Annotated in this window: 9 protein-coding genes; 7 read left to right on the top strand and 2 right to left on the bottom strand. The window is 62.9% G+C overall.

Annotated features, from left to right (window positions below; translation table 11 throughout):
• Positions 1–426: 426 nt before the first annotated feature.
• The 6 genes from AC5ZGW_RS35610 to AC5ZGW_RS35585 all read left to right on the top strand — a co-directional run bounded on the left by AC5ZGW_RS35610 (position 427) and on the right by AC5ZGW_RS35585 (position 15567).
• Positions 427–1179 (top strand): STN domain-containing protein, encoded by a 753-nt coding sequence (locus AC5ZGW_RS35610; RefSeq protein ID WP_130230581.1) that lies wholly within the window; start codon positions 427–429, stop codon positions 1177–1179.
• A 10-nt stretch (positions 1180–1189) separates the two neighbouring features.
• Complete coding sequence (locus tag AC5ZGW_RS35605) at positions 1190–1774, top strand: RNA polymerase sigma factor (RefSeq protein WP_165435601.1); 585 nt, start codon at positions 1190–1192, stop codon at positions 1772–1774.
• A complete protein-coding gene (locus AC5ZGW_RS35600) occupies positions 1758–2780 on the top strand; it encodes a FecR family protein (RefSeq protein ID WP_130230585.1) in 1023 nt (340 codons plus the stop codon). Before AC5ZGW_RS35605 ends, AC5ZGW_RS35600 begins: the two co-directional genes overlap by 17 nt.
• Before the next feature lie 161 nt (positions 2781–2941).
• Complete coding sequence (locus AC5ZGW_RS35595; protein WP_496114035.1) at positions 2942–13981, top strand: filamentous hemagglutinin family protein; 11040 nt, start codon at positions 2942–2944, stop codon at positions 13979–13981.
• A gap of 1113 nt (positions 13982–15094) precedes the next feature.
• Positions 15095–15310, top strand: a complete 216-nt coding sequence (locus tag AC5ZGW_RS35590; RefSeq protein WP_130227640.1) for a hypothetical protein — start codon at positions 15095–15097, stop codon at positions 15308–15310.
• On the top strand, positions 15292–15567 hold the full coding sequence (locus tag AC5ZGW_RS35585) for a hypothetical protein (RefSeq protein WP_130227641.1): 276 nt from the start codon (positions 15292–15294) through the stop codon (positions 15565–15567). The genes AC5ZGW_RS35590 and AC5ZGW_RS35585 overlap by 19 nt, the downstream gene beginning before the upstream one ends.
• A gap of 214 nt (positions 15568–15781) precedes the next feature.
• Here AC5ZGW_RS35585 and AC5ZGW_RS35580 read toward each other — a convergent pair whose 3' ends face one another.
• Positions 15782–17347, bottom strand: coding sequence for an MFS transporter (locus AC5ZGW_RS35580; protein ID WP_463327118.1), 1566 nt, complete (start codon positions 17345–17347; stop codon positions 15782–15784).
• Between AC5ZGW_RS35580 and AC5ZGW_RS35575 the strand changes: the two genes are divergently transcribed.
• A complete protein-coding gene (locus AC5ZGW_RS35575) occupies positions 17271–18671 on the top strand; it encodes a ring-cleaving dioxygenase (protein ID WP_245474855.1) in 1401 nt (466 codons plus the stop codon). The genes AC5ZGW_RS35580 and AC5ZGW_RS35575 overlap by 77 nt on opposite strands.
• Here AC5ZGW_RS35575 and AC5ZGW_RS35570 read toward each other — a convergent pair.
• The gene (locus AC5ZGW_RS35570) at positions 18664–19623 is read right to left on the bottom strand and encodes a LysR substrate-binding domain-containing protein (RefSeq protein WP_165435348.1); all 960 of its coding nucleotides are present in this window, start codon (positions 19621–19623) and stop codon (positions 18664–18666) included. The two genes, AC5ZGW_RS35575 and AC5ZGW_RS35570, sit on opposite strands and share 8 nt — an antisense overlap.
• Positions 19624–19808: the final 185 nt, after the last annotated feature.

The following is a 19808-nucleotide window of genomic DNA, read 5'->3' as shown; positions in this document are numbered from 1 at the left end:
CCTTGAACAAGGACGCGCCGATTTCTCGCCCGGTTCAGCGAACCGGTGCGATCAGTTCACGCGCCATCCTGGGCGGATTTCATCACCACTACGCCCGAGCTTAAGTTTTCGGTACACACAGGACGTCGGGAGGCGATCGAGGCGCGACCCTAGAGCTTGCAAGGATCCATTTTTATGATCGGCGCGAAGCGGACGTTGAACGTCCTATTGTCGATTTCGAACCGACACCGCTGCCAGATCGACGGAGCCGCGTTCGCAAGTCTTCTCGGTGTCAGTGAGGCCCGGTACCAGACCAGCGCGAGTCGCAAGCTATCGGACTCGGCTAAGAGACGGTGACATGTCTCTGTCACATACCGTGAATAGATCAGTGTCACATCTAACGATCTTAACGATGGGAGGGCCGGACGTTTGAGGCCGGGATCGCTTTTGTCGATCGGGTCCTGGTTTCGCATCGGCCTTGCGGTCCTGCCCGATCTCGTGCTCGTCGTTGCCAGCGCGCCGGTGATGGCCCAGAGCCGGACTGAAGCGACGCAAGTCGCAGGACAACAGCAGGATGACCATTCGTCGCAGATGATGTTCGTTATTCCGTCACAGCACCTGGGCGCAGCATTGAGAGCTTTTTCCACCACCGCCCAGATCGAATTGTTCTACGAAAGCAGCATCATTTCGGGGAAACGTTCGTTTCCCGTGCATGGCACCTTCGCGCCCGAAGCGGCGATGCGGGTGATGTTGCAAGGCACCGGCCTATCGAGCGCCTCGTTCGAACACGGAACCATCACCATCTTGTCGCCCGCCACGAAGGGTCATGACGCCGCCGAGCTGAAGCTTGCAAAGCTCGGAGTCGCGCAATTTTCGTCCTATCTTGCGCTGGTTCAGGCCAGTCTCGATCAGACGCTGTGCCATGTGCCGATTGTCGCCGGCGATCCCGATGAGCTACTTGCGCGCCTTTGGATATCGCCGGCCGGCGGCGTGCAGCATGCTGATTTGTTGTCGAGCACGGGGTCCGATGCGCGCGACCGCGTCTATCTGGCGACGCTCGCGCGGGTCGCGACCGGCGAGCGGCCGCCAGCCGCGATGCCGCAGCCGATCAATCTGATGTTGATGCCAAAGAAGACGCAACGCTCGGCGGCGTGTCAGTCGCCAACGTTGCCGCAATCGCAATCGGCCGTACATGAGTAGTGCAGCGGACGTGGCCGTGCTGCGGCAAATGCTGGTTGGCGAGTATGACGACCTGCGGCGGCAGTTGACGCACCGGCTGGGCTCTGAAGACGCCGCGCGTGAGGTCTTGCAGGAGACCTATCTGCACCTGGAGCGTCCGATACGGCTGAGCGTCATAGACAGTCCGAGGCGCTATCTTCTCACGATTGCCACGAATATTGCACGGATGCGGTTTCGCCGCGAGCGTCGGCTGACCAGCCTGTCCGATCTGGACGAGGCGCTCGGCTTTGTCGATGAAGCCCCCGATCCGCTGCGCGGCCTGGAGGGGCGGCAGGAACTCGAAGCGCTCAAGATTGCATTCGACGAGCTCAGCGCGCGGCGCCGCTTTATTCTGTTTGCCTCGCGCCTCGAGGGGCGAAAACTGCGTGATATCGCCGATGAATTGCAGATTTCTCAGCGTTTCGTCGAGAAGGAGCTGAAGGCAGCACTGCTGATCTGCGGAGCGAAGATCAGGCGCAACGTCATTCAGAGGTTCGGTCCGAACGCCGGCGAAGCATCATTGGGAGTACCGTCGGAGCCGGCGGCGCGCGAGAGCAGCCATGACGACGCAGAATGAGCCAAAGCCGATGATCCCCGCTATTGTCGATGAGAACCCAGCGGATCTCGATCCCATCAGGCGCGAAGCCTATGAGTGGATCGCGCGGTTCATGGCGGGTGATATGATGTCGGCCGACGTCGATGCGATGAAGATGTGGTACCGGCAGAGCCCGGAGCACAAAAATGCTTATGCCGAGGCTCGCCGTGTCTGGCAGTCGCTCGGCCCTATCGCTAACGAGAGTCGCCACGACTCTGGCGCAGCCGCCATCATCCAGATGGCGCGCAAGCCCGCAGTGCCGAGCCGACGTATGGTGATCGGCGGCCTGATGGCGGCTGCGGCCGCCTCGGCTGCCTATGTTGCGGTGCGTCCTCCGCTCGACCTGTGGCCATCATATACGGAGCTGATGGCGGATGTCCGGACCGGTGCCGGCGAGCGACGTCAGGTTGTGCTGGTCGAGAATGTCTCGCTCGATCTCAACACCCGCACGAGCATCGCCTTGCGCCAACAATCATCTGCCGCCACGCAGATCGAGCTTCTGACCGGCGAGGCGGCGATCTCGACCGGCGTCTCTGCGCCGCCATTCACGGTTATTGCCGCCGGCGGGCGCGTGACCGCCGCCGATGCCGAATTCAATCTGCGATGCGACGGGGTGCAGGCGTCGATCAGTTGCCTGAGAGGGCGGCTGAGCGTTGAGCGCAATGGTCAGTCAATGTCGCTGGGCGGCGGTCAGCAGGTCAGCTATGGCGGTGGCGGCATGGGAGCCGTGGATGCCGTCGATCGTGACAGCGTGACCGCGTGGCAACGCGGCGTGCTCACATTCGACGCGGTGCCGGTGGATCGCGTGATCGCTGAGGTCAATCGCTATCGGCCGGGACGTATCATTCTGATGAACGGCGAGATCGGGCGACGCCTGCTCAATGCGCGGCTCAAGGTCGATGAGACCGACAAAATTATCGTGCAGATCGTGCATATTTTCGGAGCGAAAGCCCGCCAATTGCCCGGCGGTATCGTACTCCTGACATGATGAGCCGTCGTCGGCTGCGAGCGACGACTTCGCCGTCAAAAGAATCCTCGCAAAAGTAAAAAAGTTGTTCGGTCGTCGCGGGCGTCGTTCATCCCGGGCGTAGAGGGATCGCAGAAACTGCGATCTCTGCCTGTTGAAGTCGTCACCGAGAAGGCGTTCGCATGTCCGTCCAGTACATCCGTCTGAATCGCTCACGTCGAGGTTTTCGGACCAACGCATTGCTGGCCGGCGCGAGCCTGATCGCCTTGCTGGCTACGGCGCACGGGAATGCGCATGCACGCAGCCTTGGCGGTGGCGGTTCAAGCGCGGTCGCCATGGGGCTCGTCAATGGTGGTCCGGAGGCCGCGCAGGCAAGGGCAGCTCAAGCCGCGCAAGCGGCGTCGCAAGCGATGATCCGCGCGTCCAAGGCGATGCAGGACATGCGCAGCATTCAGGACGCCGCGCGTGCCGCTGCGATGTCGGCTGCATCGACAGTGCCGAACGGACTGGCTCCGGGAGGCCTCGTCGTTGCGCCTGGTGTGAAGGTCGATCGGACCTTGTGGCAAGGCGCCAAGTTGCCGACCGAGACGACCGCCGGCGGGCGGAGCCAGGTCGAAATCAAGCAGACCGAGGCCAAGGCGATCCTGACGTGGGACAAGTTCAACGTCGGTCGCGAGACCGATTTGTACTTTAACCAGACGGCCGGCGGCGCCGACAGGACCAACTGGATCGCGCTCAATCGCGTCATCGATCCGTCGCTGGCACCGAGCCGCATTCTCGGCACCATCAAGTCCGAGGGACAGGTCTATGTCATCAACCGGAACGGCATCGTGTTCGGCGGCACAAGCCAGATCAATACCCACACATTCGTCGCATCGTCGCTCGGCCTGAGCAACGAGCAGTTCCGCGCAGGTATCAACAGCACCCTCTCGATCTGGGCGGATGGCTTCGACTATGCCATTCCGACCTTCGGCGACAGTTCGACCAACACGGTGGCGTCGAACATCGTCCACTATGGCCGCACGCCCGGGGATGTTGTTGTAGAGGCCGGCGCGGTGATCGAAAGTCATAGCGGCGGCAAGGCGATGCTGTTCGCGCCGCGCGTCACCAATGCCGGAACGATCCGTACGCCCAACGGGCAGGTGTTGCTCGGCGCCGGCGAGAATGTCTGGCTGGCCGATCCAAAGTTGAACAACCAGAACATCGATGTGCGCGGCCTCGATTTCGCAGTCTCGTCGCCGACGGAATCCCTGCTGCACTATTTGTACCTGAGCAGGACGGTGACAAATCCCGATATCAGCCCGCTTTACGTCGCGGTGATGGGCGAGATGGACGCGCGTGCCGCCAGTGTAGGCTATCGCGTTTCGAATACCGGCGCAGTGGAGGCCTCGCGCGGCAATATCACGATCAAGGGCCGCGAGATCGAGCAGAGCGGCACGCTGATCGCATCGACCGCGCTCAACAATCAGGACGGCTCCATCAATATCAGCGCCTGGAGCCAGGGCATTATGGCCGTGCATACGGATTTCAACTCCGGTCGTGGGCTGTTTTCATGGGGGACGGGAAAGCTGAGTCTCGGCTCGGGCAGCCTCACCACGGTGATGCCGGATCTGACCGACACCAGCAGCATCGAACAGGGCAATGTCGAAACGCGCTATCGCGCAGGCTCGATCAATCTGCGGGGCACTCTCATCGACATTCAGTCCGGCGCCACCGTGGTCGTGCCGTCCGGTACGATCTCCGTGATCGCCAGCAAGCTCCCGCCGACGGTTCCCGGCTCGGTCCCGGGCGCGCTGGACAAGACCGACGATGGCAGCCGCATCTATGTCGATTCCGACGCGCTGGTCAGCGTCGGCGGCCTGCGCGACGTGGCGCTCGCGATGGAGACCAATACGGTCAAGGTGGAGATGCGCATCAACGAATTGCGCGACAGCGTCCTGTATCTCGATTCGTGGCTGCGTGGTGCGACTGTTTATGTCGACAAGCGGGTGAGCGGGACATTCGCCGATGGCCCGATGGCGGGTGTGCAGTGGTTCAAGGACAAGGGCGGCGCGTATGTGGCCGGACGATGGGAAGGCACGCCGCTCGGCGACGTCAGCGGCTGGATCGGGACCGGCACGACGACGCTGGCCGAACTATCGACCGTAGGCGGCAAGATCGTGCTGCGCGCGGGCGGCGAGACGATCGTGCGTGCCGGTGCCGTGCTCGACATCTCCGGCGGTTCGGTGCGCTATGCCGATGGCTGGATCACCACGACCAAGCTGCTCGGCGCCGACGGCCGCGTCTACGATATCGGCAATGCGATGCCGGATCAGCAATATGTCGGCTTTCCCCGCAGCTTCATGCGGCGTCATGAGCGCGCCAATCTGACCGAGACATGGCGCTCCGTGTTCGATCGCAACAACGAACGGCGTTTCGAACAGGGTTATATCGAAGGCCGCAATGCCGGCAGCATCGCGATCTATGATGGCGCAGGCCTCGTCATGGAAGGCGAACTGGATAGCCATGTCATCACCGGCACGCGTCAGGCCGCGAATGGCAAGCCCGCGACCGCGGGGAGCCTGCAATTCGGCGGCGGCAGCGTTCCGGAGGGACCGTGGCTGGGGTCGACATTCGTGATCACGCACGATCCGGTGAAGCTTGCCAGCAACTTCACGGTCGATAGCGAGCTGCCGAGCGATTTCTACGATCTCACGCGCGATCCCAAGGAACGCGCCAAGACGGCCTATATCGCCGACGGCATCCTCAACCGATCGGGCGTGGGCAAGATCGACATCTTCTACAACAAGGCGTTCAAGCTTGCGGAGGGCGCCAGTCTCGATCTGACGCCGGGCGCGACGCTGAATGTGATCCAGCACGGAAGCCCGAGCAACGCGCTGCCGACTACCGCAGAAGTCAATGGCGGCATCCGCATCGCCGGCGGCACCATCAATATCCAGGTCGGCAACAAGATTGATGTGGGCGCAAAAGCGGTTCTTGACGTCAGCGGTCGCTGGCTCAACGACGTAGCCGATGGCGGCCCGGCAGCGTTTTCCCAGATCAATGGCGGCACGGTCTCATTGGCGGTCGATTCCAATGCGGTGGAGTCGGGCGTCAGGGGCGAGGTCACCATCGCATCCGGTGCCATCATCGACGTCTCCGGCGGCGTCCGACTCAGCGCCGCTGGCGCAAAGACGAAGCTGAAGCTGGGAGATGCCGGCGCGATCAGGCTTACGAATCTCACAGGCACGAGCCTCGACGGCGTCGATTTGCGCGGGTTCGCCGCTGGCTCGGGCGGCACGCTCAATATCGGTGTCCTGGCCGATGTGCAGGTCGGTGGAGCGGCGCCGGCAAACGCAGCGACGTTCCATCTGCGTGACGCGCTGTTCGCGGATCGCGGCTTCCGCGCCGTCTCCATCTCCACGATGGGCAATGCGACGGTTCCGGCCGGCGCCGTGGTCAATCAACAGCCGCAGAATGTCTTTCTGACATTCGACAATCCGATCTCCGTTACGACCGGCACCGAGCTGACCGATATCGGGATCGTCCGGGTCCTGGATCTGCAGGAGCGTCTGGTCCGCAAGCCGGCCAGCCTGGGCATCACGGCGTTCAAGACGCTGACGGTGGAAGCCGGCGCTACGCTGATGACGGACGTTCGGGGCAGCATCGCCCTGACGCAAGACAATGCCAGCACGCCGAAGACGGGGAGCGTCGTCGTTGCCGGCACGATCATCGCACCCGGCGGTACGGTGTCCCTCGACGGTGGCAATGTGAAGCTGGCGGCGACCGCGCAGATTCTCGCGCGAGGCACACCGACGATCTACACGGATCCGCTCACGGGCCTGCGCAGCGGCAATGTGCTCGACGGTGGTACTGTCAGCCTGAGCGGTGGACTGATGCTCGATTCCTCGGCGGTGATCGATGTGTCCGGCACCAGCGGTGTGATCGACGATCCGATGCGCCCGCGCGGCAGCGATGCGACGCTGCCGCTGGCCAGCGATGGCGGCCGGATCACATTGACGAGCGGAGGTCTCGCTGGATCGACGATCGATGCGAAGATAATCGCCAGGGCCGGCGGAGCCGGAGCATCGGGCGGCACGCTGAACATTCTCGATCTGGGCGCCCCGTCCGGCTCCGTCCAGAATGCCCTGGCCGGCACCTATATGGGCTACTTCAAGCTGGTCGGGACCGGCGGTCAGTATTCCTTTGATGCGGCGACCGGCACTTACTATGCGAACGCCACGTCGGGGACCTACAATTTCATCGGCGGGACGATGGCGGGATCGCCGATCTCCACGCTCGTTCTCGATCTCGATATCTATGACGAATACGGGACAGCCGCCTACAAAATTCCCCTCACCATGAAAAATTCGATCAATCAATTGCCGTCGGTCATCGGACTTACGCCGCGCATCGTGAATGGTCTTGCGGCCGACGCGCAAGGCGGCGGTTCCGTCGCGCCCTGGATCGTGGATCCGACCATCGACCAGAAGGCGGTCGTCCTGATCAACAAGTATTTCTATCGCGCGACGCGCCTCGGCACGACGACCACCTACACGCCGGGTGCGAAGATCCTGATTAACGACACCACATATGCCGGCACGACCATGTCCGCCGATGCCATCAGCGGCGGCGGCTTCGGCGCCGTCAATCTTCCGGGCAAGTTGCGACTCGACAACGGTGTCGTGCTCAACCTGCAGAATGCGGCGGTCTCGATCGCCGGCAATATGTCGGCGACGACGCCAACCGCAAGCGCGGCGATTCACGCGGGCTATCTCGCACTCGATCTCGGGGTGGCCGACGCCAATACGACCGGCGGCTCGGGAACGCTGCTGCTCGATGCCGGCCTGATCGATATCACGTCAGGCGTCACCCGCGGCTTCGGCAATACCAAACTCGTCGCCAACGAAATTCGTCTGCACGCATTCGAGCTGGGTGCGACAGCCTTGCTCGATGTCGATGGCACGCTAACTCTGCAGGCCGGGCAGATCTATCCGTCGACACAGACGACGGCGGCGATCAAGGCGCCGGACCGTATTCTGGTTCTACCCAATGGCACGCCATCCGCGCCGCTCTCGGCCGGTGGCGATCTCACTTTGTCGTCCACGGATATCGACGTGTACGGCTCCGTGCGCGTGCCGTTCGGCAGCTTGACGCTGAAGGCCACGCACGCGATCACCTTGGGGGAGGGTGCCACGGTGTCGGTGTCGGGCGATGGGCTGACGGTGCCCTATGGTCTGCTGCTGAATGGCGAGGACTGGGCGCTGCCGGTGCAATACGGTCTGCCGAACGTGATTACGGCACTGCCGGAAAAGAAGCTGCTGCTCGATGCGCCGGCGGTCAATATGGCTGCGGGTGCCAAGGTCGATATTCGCGGCGGCGGCGATCTGCGAGCATCGGAATTCGTCGTCGGCAGTGGCGGCTCGCACGACATTCTCGCGATGAACGGCGTCTATGCGGTCCTGCCGGCGCTGGCATCGGCGACCGCGCCGAAGGATGGTGGGGTTGCGGTTGGCAGCCGGGTCTGGCTGGCCGGGGGCGGCGGTCTCGCCGCCGGTTGGTACAATCTGTTGCCGGCGAAATATGCACTCCTGCCCGGCGCGTTCGCCGTCCAGATGGTGGCTGGCAGTTCCGGCAATCCTGTTCGCAGCGTCACGCGTTTGCTGGACGGATCGTTGCTGATGTCCGGTCGCCTCGGCAGCAATCTCGACAGCTCGGCAGATGTGCGTGCATCGAACTGGCGTGTGATGAACGGCAACGTGATCCGGTCCTATTCCGAATATAACGAAGCGAGCGCCAACGAATTCTTCGCCTCGGAAACGTTCAAGCTGACGCAATACCGCAAGCTCGGCCTCGATGTGGTGACGCCGCGACTGCCTTTGGATGGCGGCGCCGTCGTGTTCAAGGCGCGGGACCAACTGGTGCTGGATGGACAACTGCTGTCGCAAGCAGCGCCGGGCGGCCGCGCAGGCACCGTCGATATTGCGGCGACCAATATCGCGGTGGTCGGCGCAGGAGCCGATACCAGCGGGCTTGGCGGCTATCTGATCATCGATTCGAGCCGGCTCAGCAATTTCGGCGCGGCCAGTCTGTTGCTCGGCGGCGTTCGCACCGGGACCAATCTCGGCGTCTCGGTCACCGTACGGGCCGGCAATATCGTGGTGCGCAACGGTGCTGACAGTGCCTTGACCGGTCCGGAAATCATTCTGGCGGCGTCCGACAACATCACCATCGCGGCCGGCAGCGTGCTGCGCGCCGCGGGTGCCGCCACCAGCGATTCCGGCGATATCACTCTGATGCCCCAGGTCGCATCGCCGGAGCGCGACTTCGGGGCGTTGATCCGCCTGTCCAACGGAGCCGCCGCCAGCGTTCGCCGCACCAATGTCGACGGCACAGCGTCCGGTACCGTCGAGGTCGGCGCCGCTGCGGTCATCGACGGCGGTCGGGCGCTGCTGATCGACGCCACGCGCAACACCACGCTGGCCGGTTCGGCGCAGGTCTCCGCTGTCGATATCACCCTGTCCGGAAGCCGCATCGGCTTCGGTGGCGGGAGCGAGGGCCTCGTCTTCGATACAGCCGGGATGGCTCGCTTCAATCAGGCGCAGAATCTGACGCTGCGCAGTTACTCGACCATCGACTTCTATACCGGAATCGATTTTGGCGCCGCCGGCCTGCGATCGGTCACGCTCGATGCGGCCGGGCTGGTCGGCTACAGCGCCGGCGGCACCACGGTGGCGGGCGATACGATCGCGCTGCGCAACAGCGGCGGCAGTTTTGTCGATCCGCTGGTCGTCGCGCAGGGCACGCTCGCCTTCAATGCCGGACGCATCGTGCTCGGGGCCGGCGCCAAGTCGGTGCGAGGTTTCAATGCCGTCACGCTGACGGCGGCCGATGCCATTGCCGGGCAAGGCGGTGGCAGCCTGGATGTGTCCGGCAATCTCAGCCTGGTGGCGCCATTGCTGACCGGTGGGAACGGTACGAGCCAGTCCATCATGACGACTTGGCATCTGGCGGTCACGTCGCAGGATCGGACGCGGCCGCGCGATGCCGACAGCCTGGGCTCGCGCTGGGCCCTGACCGGCGCCAGCGTCGATTTCGGCGGTCGCATCGATGCGCTTGGCGGCAACGTATCGCTGACCGCGACCGACGGAGACGTCAATGTATCTGGCGGCGCCATCATCGATGTCGGCGGCTTCAGCAAGGCGTTCAACGATGTGACGGCTTACGCCAGTGCCGGCACGATCGAACTCACATCCGTCGGCGGCAGCGTCGTGACCCAGGCTGGTTCGGCATTGAATCTCGCAGCGGCCTCCGGCGGCGGCGATGCGGGCAAGCTTGCCGCCGTTGCTGCAGGCGGTGGCACCGTGGCATTGAACGGCCTGGTGGATGCGCATGCTGCCGCGGGCAAGGGTGGTTCGTTCTCGCTCGATATCGGTGCATTGCCTGATTTCGCTGGCTTCTCGCAACAATTGGCGAATGCGGGCTTCACGCGGTCGCGCACGTTCCGCATCCGCACCGGTGACATCGTGCTCGATGGTGTGACGAAGGTGGAGAGCTTCAGTCTCAGCACGGATGCCGGCAAGGTGACGATCACCGGCACCATCGATGCGAGCGCGGCCTATGGCGGCAATATCGCGATCTCTGCGGGCAACGGCCTGACGATGACCGAGACGGCCAATCTGATCGCGCGGTCGACGACCGAGCTCGGCAGCGGCCGGGTGTTGCTCGATGCCTCCGGTGGACGTCTCGATATCCGCGGCGGCGTCATCGATGTCTCCGGCGGCAATGGCGGCAAGGTGCGTTTCCGCGCCGGACAGGTTGCCGGGCCCGATTACGTTGCGGTCGATCGTCTGGCCGCGACCATCGTCGGCGCCCGCTCCGCGGTGCTGGAGGGCGTATGGCGTCCTGCGACCGTCGTTTCCACCATCGATGCTGCTTTGCGCGATCAGGCCAGTGCAGCGGCCGATGAGTTCGCGACCCATGCCGGCGATATCACGTCCCGCCTGCAGATCGGTCCCGGTATCGCCGTTGCTGCGGGGGTTGAAATCCGCAGCGACTCAGATCTTACGCTGGGCGTCGATTGGGATCTGTCGGGGCTGAGCGCGCGTGAGGGCGGGCTCACATTGCGCGCTGCCGGAAATCTGAACATCAATGGTCATATCAGCGACGGCTTCGGCGATGTGGCGCGCGGCGGCACGCTGCTGGCGCAGGACTCGTGGGATATCCGGCTGGTGGCCGGCGCCGATCTCGGGGCGGCCGACATCCTGTCGGTCAAGCCGCTCGCGACATTCGCAGCCGGCAAGGGATCGATCGTCGTCGGCGATGCGAGCCACGGCTATCAGATCCGCACCGGCACCGGCGACATTGCCGCGCAGGCAGGTCGCGACATCCAGCTTGCGCATTATCAGTCGGTGATCTACACGGCCGGCCGCAAGGATGTGACGTCTTACGCCGACTTTGCCGCACCGGCGGGCGCCGAATACGGCATCCTCGGCGGGCATCTGGCGATCGGCGCCAATGGCAATATCGCCAGTCAGCTGCCGGTCGATAATGCGGAGAACATGCTCTACACGAACTGGCTCAAGAAGGACGGTCTGACCGACAACCAGTTCAATTTCACCGGCCAGCAGGCGACTTGGTGGATCAATTATGCCGGCTTCACGCAGGGCATCGGCGCTCTCGGCGGCGGCAATGTCAACCTGCAGGCGGGCGGCGATCTCGACAATCTCTCCGTGGTGCTCGCGACCACCGGCCGCGTTCACGGCGGTACGGTCCCCGGCGACTCGCGCTATTTGCAGATCGATAATGGCGGCGCGCTCAATGTCTCTGCCGGCGGTGATATCAAGGCGGGCAATTACTACGTCGCCCGCGGCGCCGGTGCGATCGACGCGGGCTCGTTCGCGATCGGGCGGACGCTGCGAGGGCGCTCGTTCGAGGGACCCGGCGGCGGCGATATGAGGTCTTACGACATCTCGCCGGTGCTGGCGCTCGGTGACGCTACGCTGAGTGCCCGCACTGCCGGAGATCTGCGGCTGCAGGCCGTGCTCGATCCGCTGATGACCTTTGACCCGTCCAAGCCATGGTCCAATGGCCAGACCTTGATGCTCGGCCAGACCGACAATACGCGGCTCGATCTGAGCTCAATCGGCGGCGATGTGACGCTGGTCAATCAGGTTCATTATCTCTCGCAGGATGTGATTACCGACACCTTATGGTTCGAGATCTATAGAGGTGCGGTCCAGTTCGCGAACCTCTATGCAAATCTCTATCCGGCGCTCACCAACATCGTTGCGCTGAACGGCTCGATTTCCAATCCGGGCCGCCTGAATATCCTTCCTGCCACGAATGGCGGATTGACGATGCTGGCTGCGAGAGACGTCACGCCGGGCAATCTCGTGATGTCGCGTGCGACGCGCGAAATGCTGCCGACGGCTCTTCGGCCGTTTGGCAGCGGCATCAACTTCTATCCAACCGGAAGTCAGACGGAGACGTTTTTCATCGCGCTGCTGACCAACCTCATCGATCCATATGCCTATTATTCGCTGAGCATGGATTACTTCCATGAGGTTGCCAATCCGTCCGTTCTGATGAATGCCGGCGACAGGGAGCCCAGCCGGATCTACGCGCTGAACGGCAGCATCCGCAGCGGCAACGTGACCACCAACGAGCAGATGCTGATGTCGGCCAAGACCGATATTCGCGATCTCGCGCTGAACCTGCGCAATCTTCACGTTTCCGACGTGACGTGGCTGAATGCCGGCAACGACATTCTCAACAACAATCTCAACACCGAACGGATGCCCGGCACAGTCATTCAGGGGCCGGGAGCGCTGCTGCTGACGGCGGGACGCGACATTCATGCTGCGTCGCAGGTCATCATCAGCCAGGGCAATCAGAGCTACAATTCAGCCGGGTTAGTGAAGGATGGTCAGGTCAAAGGCCTGCCCGATGGCGGCGCCTCGATCGACATGATCGCCGGCTTGAACGGCCGGCAGCCGGATTATGCGGCGGTTGCGAAGACCTATCTCGATCCGTCCATGGTCGGTTCGATGCAGACCTATCTGACGACGACCGTCGATGGACGGTTGCTGCCACTCTATCTCACCGATGCGACCAAGGATCTCGCGGATGGCGCGATCAAGCAGACCCGTATCGGTCTGGTGTCCTTCATCAAGCAGATGACGGGCGAAACCCTGTCGCCGCTGCAGGCCTGGGAGCGCTTCCAGTCGCTGCCGGCGCTAACCCAGCAGCGTTTCCTGCGCCAGATCTATATGCAGGAACTGCGGATGGCGGGACGTGACCAGAACGAGCGCGATGCCGATGGACGCGTGCTCAATGGCGGCCACCGGCGCGGCTACGAAGCGGTCGCAACGCTGTTTCCGGGCGATAGCTGGACGGGATCGGTACTGTCGGCCAATTCGCTGATCCGCACCGAGAATGGCGGCGACATCAACATCCTCGTGCCCGGCGGCAACCTTCAGGTCGCCGCGTTGAACCAGACGGTTCTTCCGGGCGATGGTCTGGTCACGCTCGGCTTCGGCCGGGTCAACATTGCCGCCCGCGACGACGTGGTGGTGAACCGTTCGCGTATTCTCACCTTCAGCGGCGGCGACGTAACGATCTGGTCCACGCTCGGCGATATCGATGCCGGCAAGGGTGCAAAGACCTCGCGCGTGCCGAAGGCGCCGGTGACCGAGACCGACGTGGATACGGTGACGCTGACCAAGGAACAGGCCGATATTTCCGGCTCCGGCATCGGCACCGTGATCGGCTATGCCGGCGTCGAGCCGGGGGACCTCGATCTGATCGCGCCGGTCGGCACAGTGGATGCCGGCGATGCGGGTATCCGCGTCAGCGGCAACTTCAATGTCGCTGCCCTCATGGTGCTAAACGCGGACAACATCAGGGTGGGTGGCGAAAGCAAGGGCGTGCCGAAGGCGCAGCCAGCGGTGGTCAATCTGACGGCCGAGACCAAGGACAAGGCAGCGGCCGACGCCGCTAAGGATGCCAATCAGCAGGCCGGCAATGACCGCCCGTCGGTGATTATCGTCGAGTTTCTGGGTTATGGTGGCACGACCGATGGCGACATGGAGCGGCGTGAAGAGGAGCAGCGCCGTAAGAAGCGAACCGAGATCCGCAGCTATGACGCAACTGGTCCCAACCAGGTGCTCGGGCTCGGAACGCTAACGGCCGACCAGATCGCCGGGCTTGCCGCGGAGAAGCGCCGCCAGTTTGCACAATGACCGTCGGCGCGGCGATCCTCGTTCCTGCATTCTTCAATGTGGGGAGAGGGGCGCGGTTCATGACCGACCTTCAGACGGTTGTAGTCATGGCGCCAATGGTTGGGCGCGACCTCTCAGACGTCGATGCCAGCGGCCTCCAACGCTTCGATGTGCCGGAGCACCTTGAACGACCTTGGGCCAGCCTTCGATCGAACCGATGTGTTCGATCGGACGCCGGTTTGACCGCGATCCCTCGTCTGTCTTCTCGATCATATCGCCAACCCATTTGCGCCACGGCCCCGCGAGCGCGTACTTTTGGTCGGGACCCACCTCTGCGGAAGGCATTATGACCAGCGGCCAACGTGTACCGCATCAATAGACCGCGTACATGGCGGCACCGACCGAAGCGCGTTGCACCAAGAAAACGCTTGCCAGCGGGGAGCCGTCTGCAGATGGCACAAAGCGGATACACACTAGCTGTGATCGCGGGTCGACGGACTCTCGTCACGTTGCACAGCCGCAAGGGCTGAGGCGTGAAGCGATGAAGCTAGAGATCAGTCGCAGTCGTCGGTGCTAGAAGGCCATCCAGCCTTCGATCTCCTTGCGAAAGAACTCGACGTCGTCGGGCTCGAGTACGCAGCAATAGTTGACTAAGGCGAGATTGTTTCGCTGGAACTCACGGAAGTCCACACTGTAGGCAGTCGAAGGTCACTGGATAAATGAGGACGCTGTAATCTGCCTATCACTTGATGGCGCTAATAGCTTGCTGAGCTAGGTGTTCTCTGTAGTCTTTCGCGCGACCGCATTTTGGGCGGAAATGCGCCTGCGACGCTAAAGCCCTCGTTTCTCGCATGGACTTGCATCTACGATGTTGCGCAAGTTGGTGCGCGCGTGCTGCTCCTTTCATCGATATCGTTCCGCTTCAACGGCAGAGCCCTTCGGCACAATCGGCCGAAAGCGGAGATTCAGCCAATTGGTTTCTGGGGCGGGACAGGAGCTGTCACCACCTTGTCATAAGGCGATAGTTACCGTTCGTATCTTGTAGCTAAGGGCCTACCGTGAGCGTAGAGTGACCCAATTGGCTCGCTGCTTCGTTGGCGCGCGCTGTCGGTTGTACTTTTGCTCAGGCGAAGCGTGCTCCGCACCGGCACCGGCAGTCTTGATCTGCTCGCCGGTGGAAGCTTCAGCGAGGCCACGCCTTACGGCGTCTACACCGCGGGTACGCAGTCGGCGCCGATCCTCCCAGCTGACGGCACCAATCCTTACAACCTCGTCGGAACCGCGAGCGGCGGCGCCTCGCAGGCGTGGTATCCGGCGGTGACATCAGGCTCATGGCGCAGCAGGATGTGAGCGGCTACATCCAGCTCTTCGACAACGTCACCCGCTACGTCGATTCCGATCTTTCCGGCAACTGGCTTGGACGGCAGGGCGGCACCGTGGTGTCGTCAGACCCGGGGCGCAAAACGGACAATCTGTTCGAGCCTGGCTTGTCGGGCCAGCAAGGAGGTTCAAATTCGCGCTCATCATACGGGACGGCAGCTTTTTCCCCAAAGCTGATGCTCCTCCCTTCTGTCGCTTGTCTCGTTGGAGCTATGTGCATTGAGTAATCCAGGTGATTTGTGGGCTCCTTCGAATGCCGAGTTTCGATACTAGGTGCCTCGCCACTTCAGCAACTTGAGCCCTGGTCGGAGCGCGATCGAGAGCGGACTGTCATACTTCGTCCAGAACTCATCCTGAGAAGGTCGACGCTAGCGATACGTCCGGGATCCGAGACCAGGAAGGTTGCTACTCTCGACAGGCCGAGCTTGGTGCGTCGCCTGATTAAGGGGACTGAAGCCGGGTCGCTATGAAGTGGGTAACCTTGGGTTCGGCCGTCGCGCCGAACTTGCGGATCGCGTCCTGAACGATCCGGTCCGCGTTCGTCACGCGCTGGTGTTGTCGGAGATGCTCGAGCCAGGATGCGACCATAAACGTTTCCAGGAAGCGTCCGTTCTCAGCGGCATCCTCGAAGATGTCCCAGGCATAGGCGCCGTCGCGCCGCCTCTGTAGGCCCAATTCCATGACGGCGGAAAGGAAGGCGTCGCGCCTTTCCGGAGCGATGAGGTACTCTACCGTGACGAGCACGGGCCCGCGATCCGCACCGGCATCGATGGTCAATATCGGCGCCGGCCAATGCATCGACGGTGCAAGGTCGATTCCGGCACCGGCCTGAAGCTTCCAACGCCAGGTCAGCACAATCCCGGCGACGGCGCCCGCTGCGGCGATGAAATGCGCTGCCGGCAGGCCCAGTCCCGAGGCGAACTGTCCCCAAAGGGCGCTGCCGGCGGTCATCGCGCCGAAGAACATCGTGACGAACATGGCCAAGCCGCGCCCGCGGACCCAATCGGGCAGCGAGACCTGAACCGAGACGTTGACCGTCGCGAGAACGGCGATCCACGAGACGCCTGCGAGCAGGCAAGCCGAAAGACCGATCGCCGCGTGATGGGCGGTGCCGAGCAGGATCAGACTGAGCGCCGTTCCGAGCGTGCCCGCAGCAACGAGCCGGTCTGGTCCCTGGGTCGTCTTCATCCAGGACAGCGCGAACGCACCCACGACGGCGCCGACCCCGATGGCTCCGAGCAGAATGCCGTAGAGTTCTGGACCGCCCGCGATCTGATCGCGCGCGACGAGCGGGAGCAACGCCCAATAGGCGCTCGCGAAGAAGAAGAACGCCACCGCCCTGATGAGCGTGGCGCGGAGGCTCGGATTGAACCGCGCATGGCGGAAGCCGATCACCATGGCGCCGGCGAGCCGCTCCGGCGGCAGCCCACTCCCTTGCGGGGACGCCGGCCGCCACCAAAGCAGGGCGCCGATCACGGCGAAATTGCTCAGCGCGTTGATCCAGAATGGTGCGGCGATGCCCAGTCCGCCGATGACCACGCCGCCCAGCGCTGGCCCGATGGCTCTGCTGATGTTGACGCCCACACCGTTGCTGGCGACTGCCGCCGCCAGGTCTTCGTTCGGGACAAGCTGAGGGACGACCGACTGCCACGCGGGCGCGGTGAATGCAGCGCCGGCGCCGAGCAGGAAGGTGAACAGCAGCAGGATGGGCGGAGTGACTAGATTTAGTCCGACGAGCACCGCGCTTACTGCCGCGACGGTCGTGAGGGCGATCTCGCAGCCGATCAGAAAACGGCGCTTGTCGACGGTATCCGCCAGCGCGCCGGCCGGTAGCGCGAACAGGAACATCGGAAGGCTGCTCGCGACCTGAACCAGGGAAACTGTGAGCGGATCGGCATCGAGACTTGTCATAAGCCATCCGGATGCAGCGTTGTACATCCAGGTGCCGACGTTGGCGACGACGGTCGCGGTCCACACGACGGTAAACGTGGCGTGCCGAAACGCGATCCACGGAGAAGCGTTGCGCGCAGCGACCGATTGGATGGGCTTCTCGTTGGATGGAGGCATCGCATCTACTCGACCGATCGAACGGCGATCGTCGATGGATCATGGCACCCGTTGGGACGAAGTGCCGGAGCAAGGTTTCGGACCGCCATCCTTGGTCAAGCCAGTCGGGAGTGATTGCAGGATTCCACGGCGTTTTGTACGATTGCGTCGTCGTAGTGGCAAAAATGGCCCCATATTGGCTTGGGACGGTTCGGTTATCGGGAAAAAGTCCAAGACGCCTCGTGAAGTTCGGGAGTTGTGTGTCCCGGACGACCGGCAACTGCAGCGAGAACGAAGGCCGGCAGGTGAGCATGACGCATCGGACGGACGGCCTTGGGGCCGCGAATTGGACATCAGCCACGTGAGCGCGCGAGGGATTCATCACGTTACGGCGATCGTCGGCGATGTACGGCGCGCCGCCGACTTCTATTGCGGTGTGCTGGGGCTCAAACGCGTCAAGAAGACCGTCTGCTACGACGACCCGGGCAGCTATCATGTTTACTACGGCGACGACCTCGGGGTTCCCGGCACCGTGATCAGCACGCTTGCCTGGAATTGCGTGACGCCGGGCTTAGCCGGCGTCGGCGAAGTCGTTCAGACGGCTTTTCGCGCAGCTCCGTACTCCCTTGACCAATGGGCTGATCGGCTGGATGCCTTCGATGTGCCCCACCGTTCGCAAATGTCGCCCTTTGGGGAGCGGATGCTCTGTTTCGCGGATCCCGACGGTACGGCGATCGCGCTGGTCGAGACGCTGGAAGAACCGTCGCAGAGGGCCGATCGCAATGCGCCGGCCGCCTGCCTGCTGCACGGCCTCCACGATATCACGCTCAATGTCCGCGAGGAGGACGCAACCATCGATATCCTGCAGCAGGTCTTCGAGTTCGAACTGGTTTCCCGAAGGGATGGGACTATTCGCTTCGTGGCGCATGATGGTCCGGGCGGTGCGATCACCTTACACGTGATCGGGAAGTCCTCGCGGGGACGCCTCGGCGGCGGCACCATCCGGCATGTCGCCTTCCGCTCTCGCGATTTCGACGACCGATCGGAGATGGTCGAGAAGCTTCGTTCAGCGTACGGCATCGTGGTGAGTGATCCGATAGAGCGAACCTACCTGAACGCGGTGGGCTTTCGCGCGCCCTGCGGGGTTCTGTTCGAGATCGCGACCGACGGTCCGGGATTCTCGGTCGACGAGGCGCCCGGGCGATTGGGCGAGAAGCTTCAACTTCCCGCTTTCCTCGAAGAGCGTCGCCTCGAATTGCAGGCGATCCTTCCTCCACTCAATTAGATCGCTTGACGGCCCGTTTCGTCCTGGTGTGTGGGACTCCTTCATGAGCCGACTTACCTTCCATGAAGTCGGTGAGGCGAGGGCAGACGAAGTCGAGGAATGCTTTCACGCGAAAGGGCAGCCGCGGCCCGCCATGGTAGAGTGCGTGGATCTGCTCGTCGTCACCGACCGTACCTTTGAGCACTTCGACCAGGCGACCGGCGGCCATATCGTCGCGAATGTGATAGTCGGCCAGCCTTGCGAGGCCGATTCCTGCGATCGCCATCCTCCGCAAGGTTTGGGCGTTGTTCGCAACGAGCGGACCGCTGACCCGTCGATCGACGATGCGACCGCTTTCCTTCAGAGGCCAGACCGGCGCGGAACGCCGGAAGTTGAATCCGAGGCACCTGTGACGGGAAAGATCCGCGATACTCTTGGGTTCACCCATGCGCTCGACGTAGCCCGGAGATGCGACGATCCTTCTCTTCACGACCCCGATGCGCCTGGCGACCATCGCGGAGTCCTGCAGGGAGCCCACGCGAAAGGCGACGTCCGCTCGATCGAGGTACAGGTCGACGATCTCGTCGGAGAGCGAAATATCGACCATGATGCCGGGGTGAGCTTCCCAAAAGGCCGGGAGCAGAGGTTCGAGGCCGAGGATGCCGAACGACACTGTGGTGTTGACGCGGATCGTTCCGCCGGCCGCCGCGGCGCCTCGAGAGACGCTCCGTTCAATGCTGTCGAGTTCGGCGACGAGCGCGAGGCTCTTCTCATGGTACATCCGACCTTCGGAGGTCAAAGCCAAGCGTCGCGTGGAGCGCTCAAATAGTCGGACGCCCAGCCGCGTCTCGATCCGTCCGATGAGCTTGCTGACCGTGGACGGCGTCATCAGAAGGCGGCGGGCTGCCTCGGAATAGTTTCCAGCTTCCACCACGCGGAGGAAGACCTGCATTTCGCCAACACGATTGTCCATGCCCCGACCATCTATGAAGCTGTTTCACAAATAATGTGGAATGCGGGCGGGTATCAAGTCCGGGTTTCTTCACCTATGGTCGGTCATCGTTTCCGTTTCGACGCATTTTTCCGATCGGCACGTCGCTCTCGATGGTTGCTCGTTCGGCGACTTGAACGAAGGCGATTATCTCTCTATGAGAATTT

It is taken from the genome of Bradyrhizobium sp. Crot121 (assembly GCF_059512385.1).
Note: the sequence above shows the minus strand (reverse complement) of the source record. Positions and strands in the feature narration are given on the sequence as shown.

What these genes read in the sequence shown, in the direction of transcription:
- AC5ZGW_RS35600 (WP_130230585.1), top strand. Translation starts at nt 1,758, where the DNA reads ATGACGACGCAGAATGAGCCAAAGCCGATGATCCCCGCTATTGTCGAT.
- AC5ZGW_RS35595 (WP_496114035.1), top strand. Translation starts at nt 2,942, where the DNA reads ATGTCCGTCCAGTACATCCGTCTGAATCGCTCACGTCGAGGTTTTCGG.
- AC5ZGW_RS35585 (WP_130227641.1), top strand. Translation starts at nt 15,292, where the DNA reads ATGGCGCAGCAGGATGTGAGCGGCTACATCCAGCTCTTCGACAACGTC.
- AC5ZGW_RS35570 (WP_165435348.1), bottom strand. Translation starts at nt 19,623, where the DNA reads ATGGACAATCGTGTTGGCGAAATGCAGGTCTTCCTCCGCGTGGTGGAA.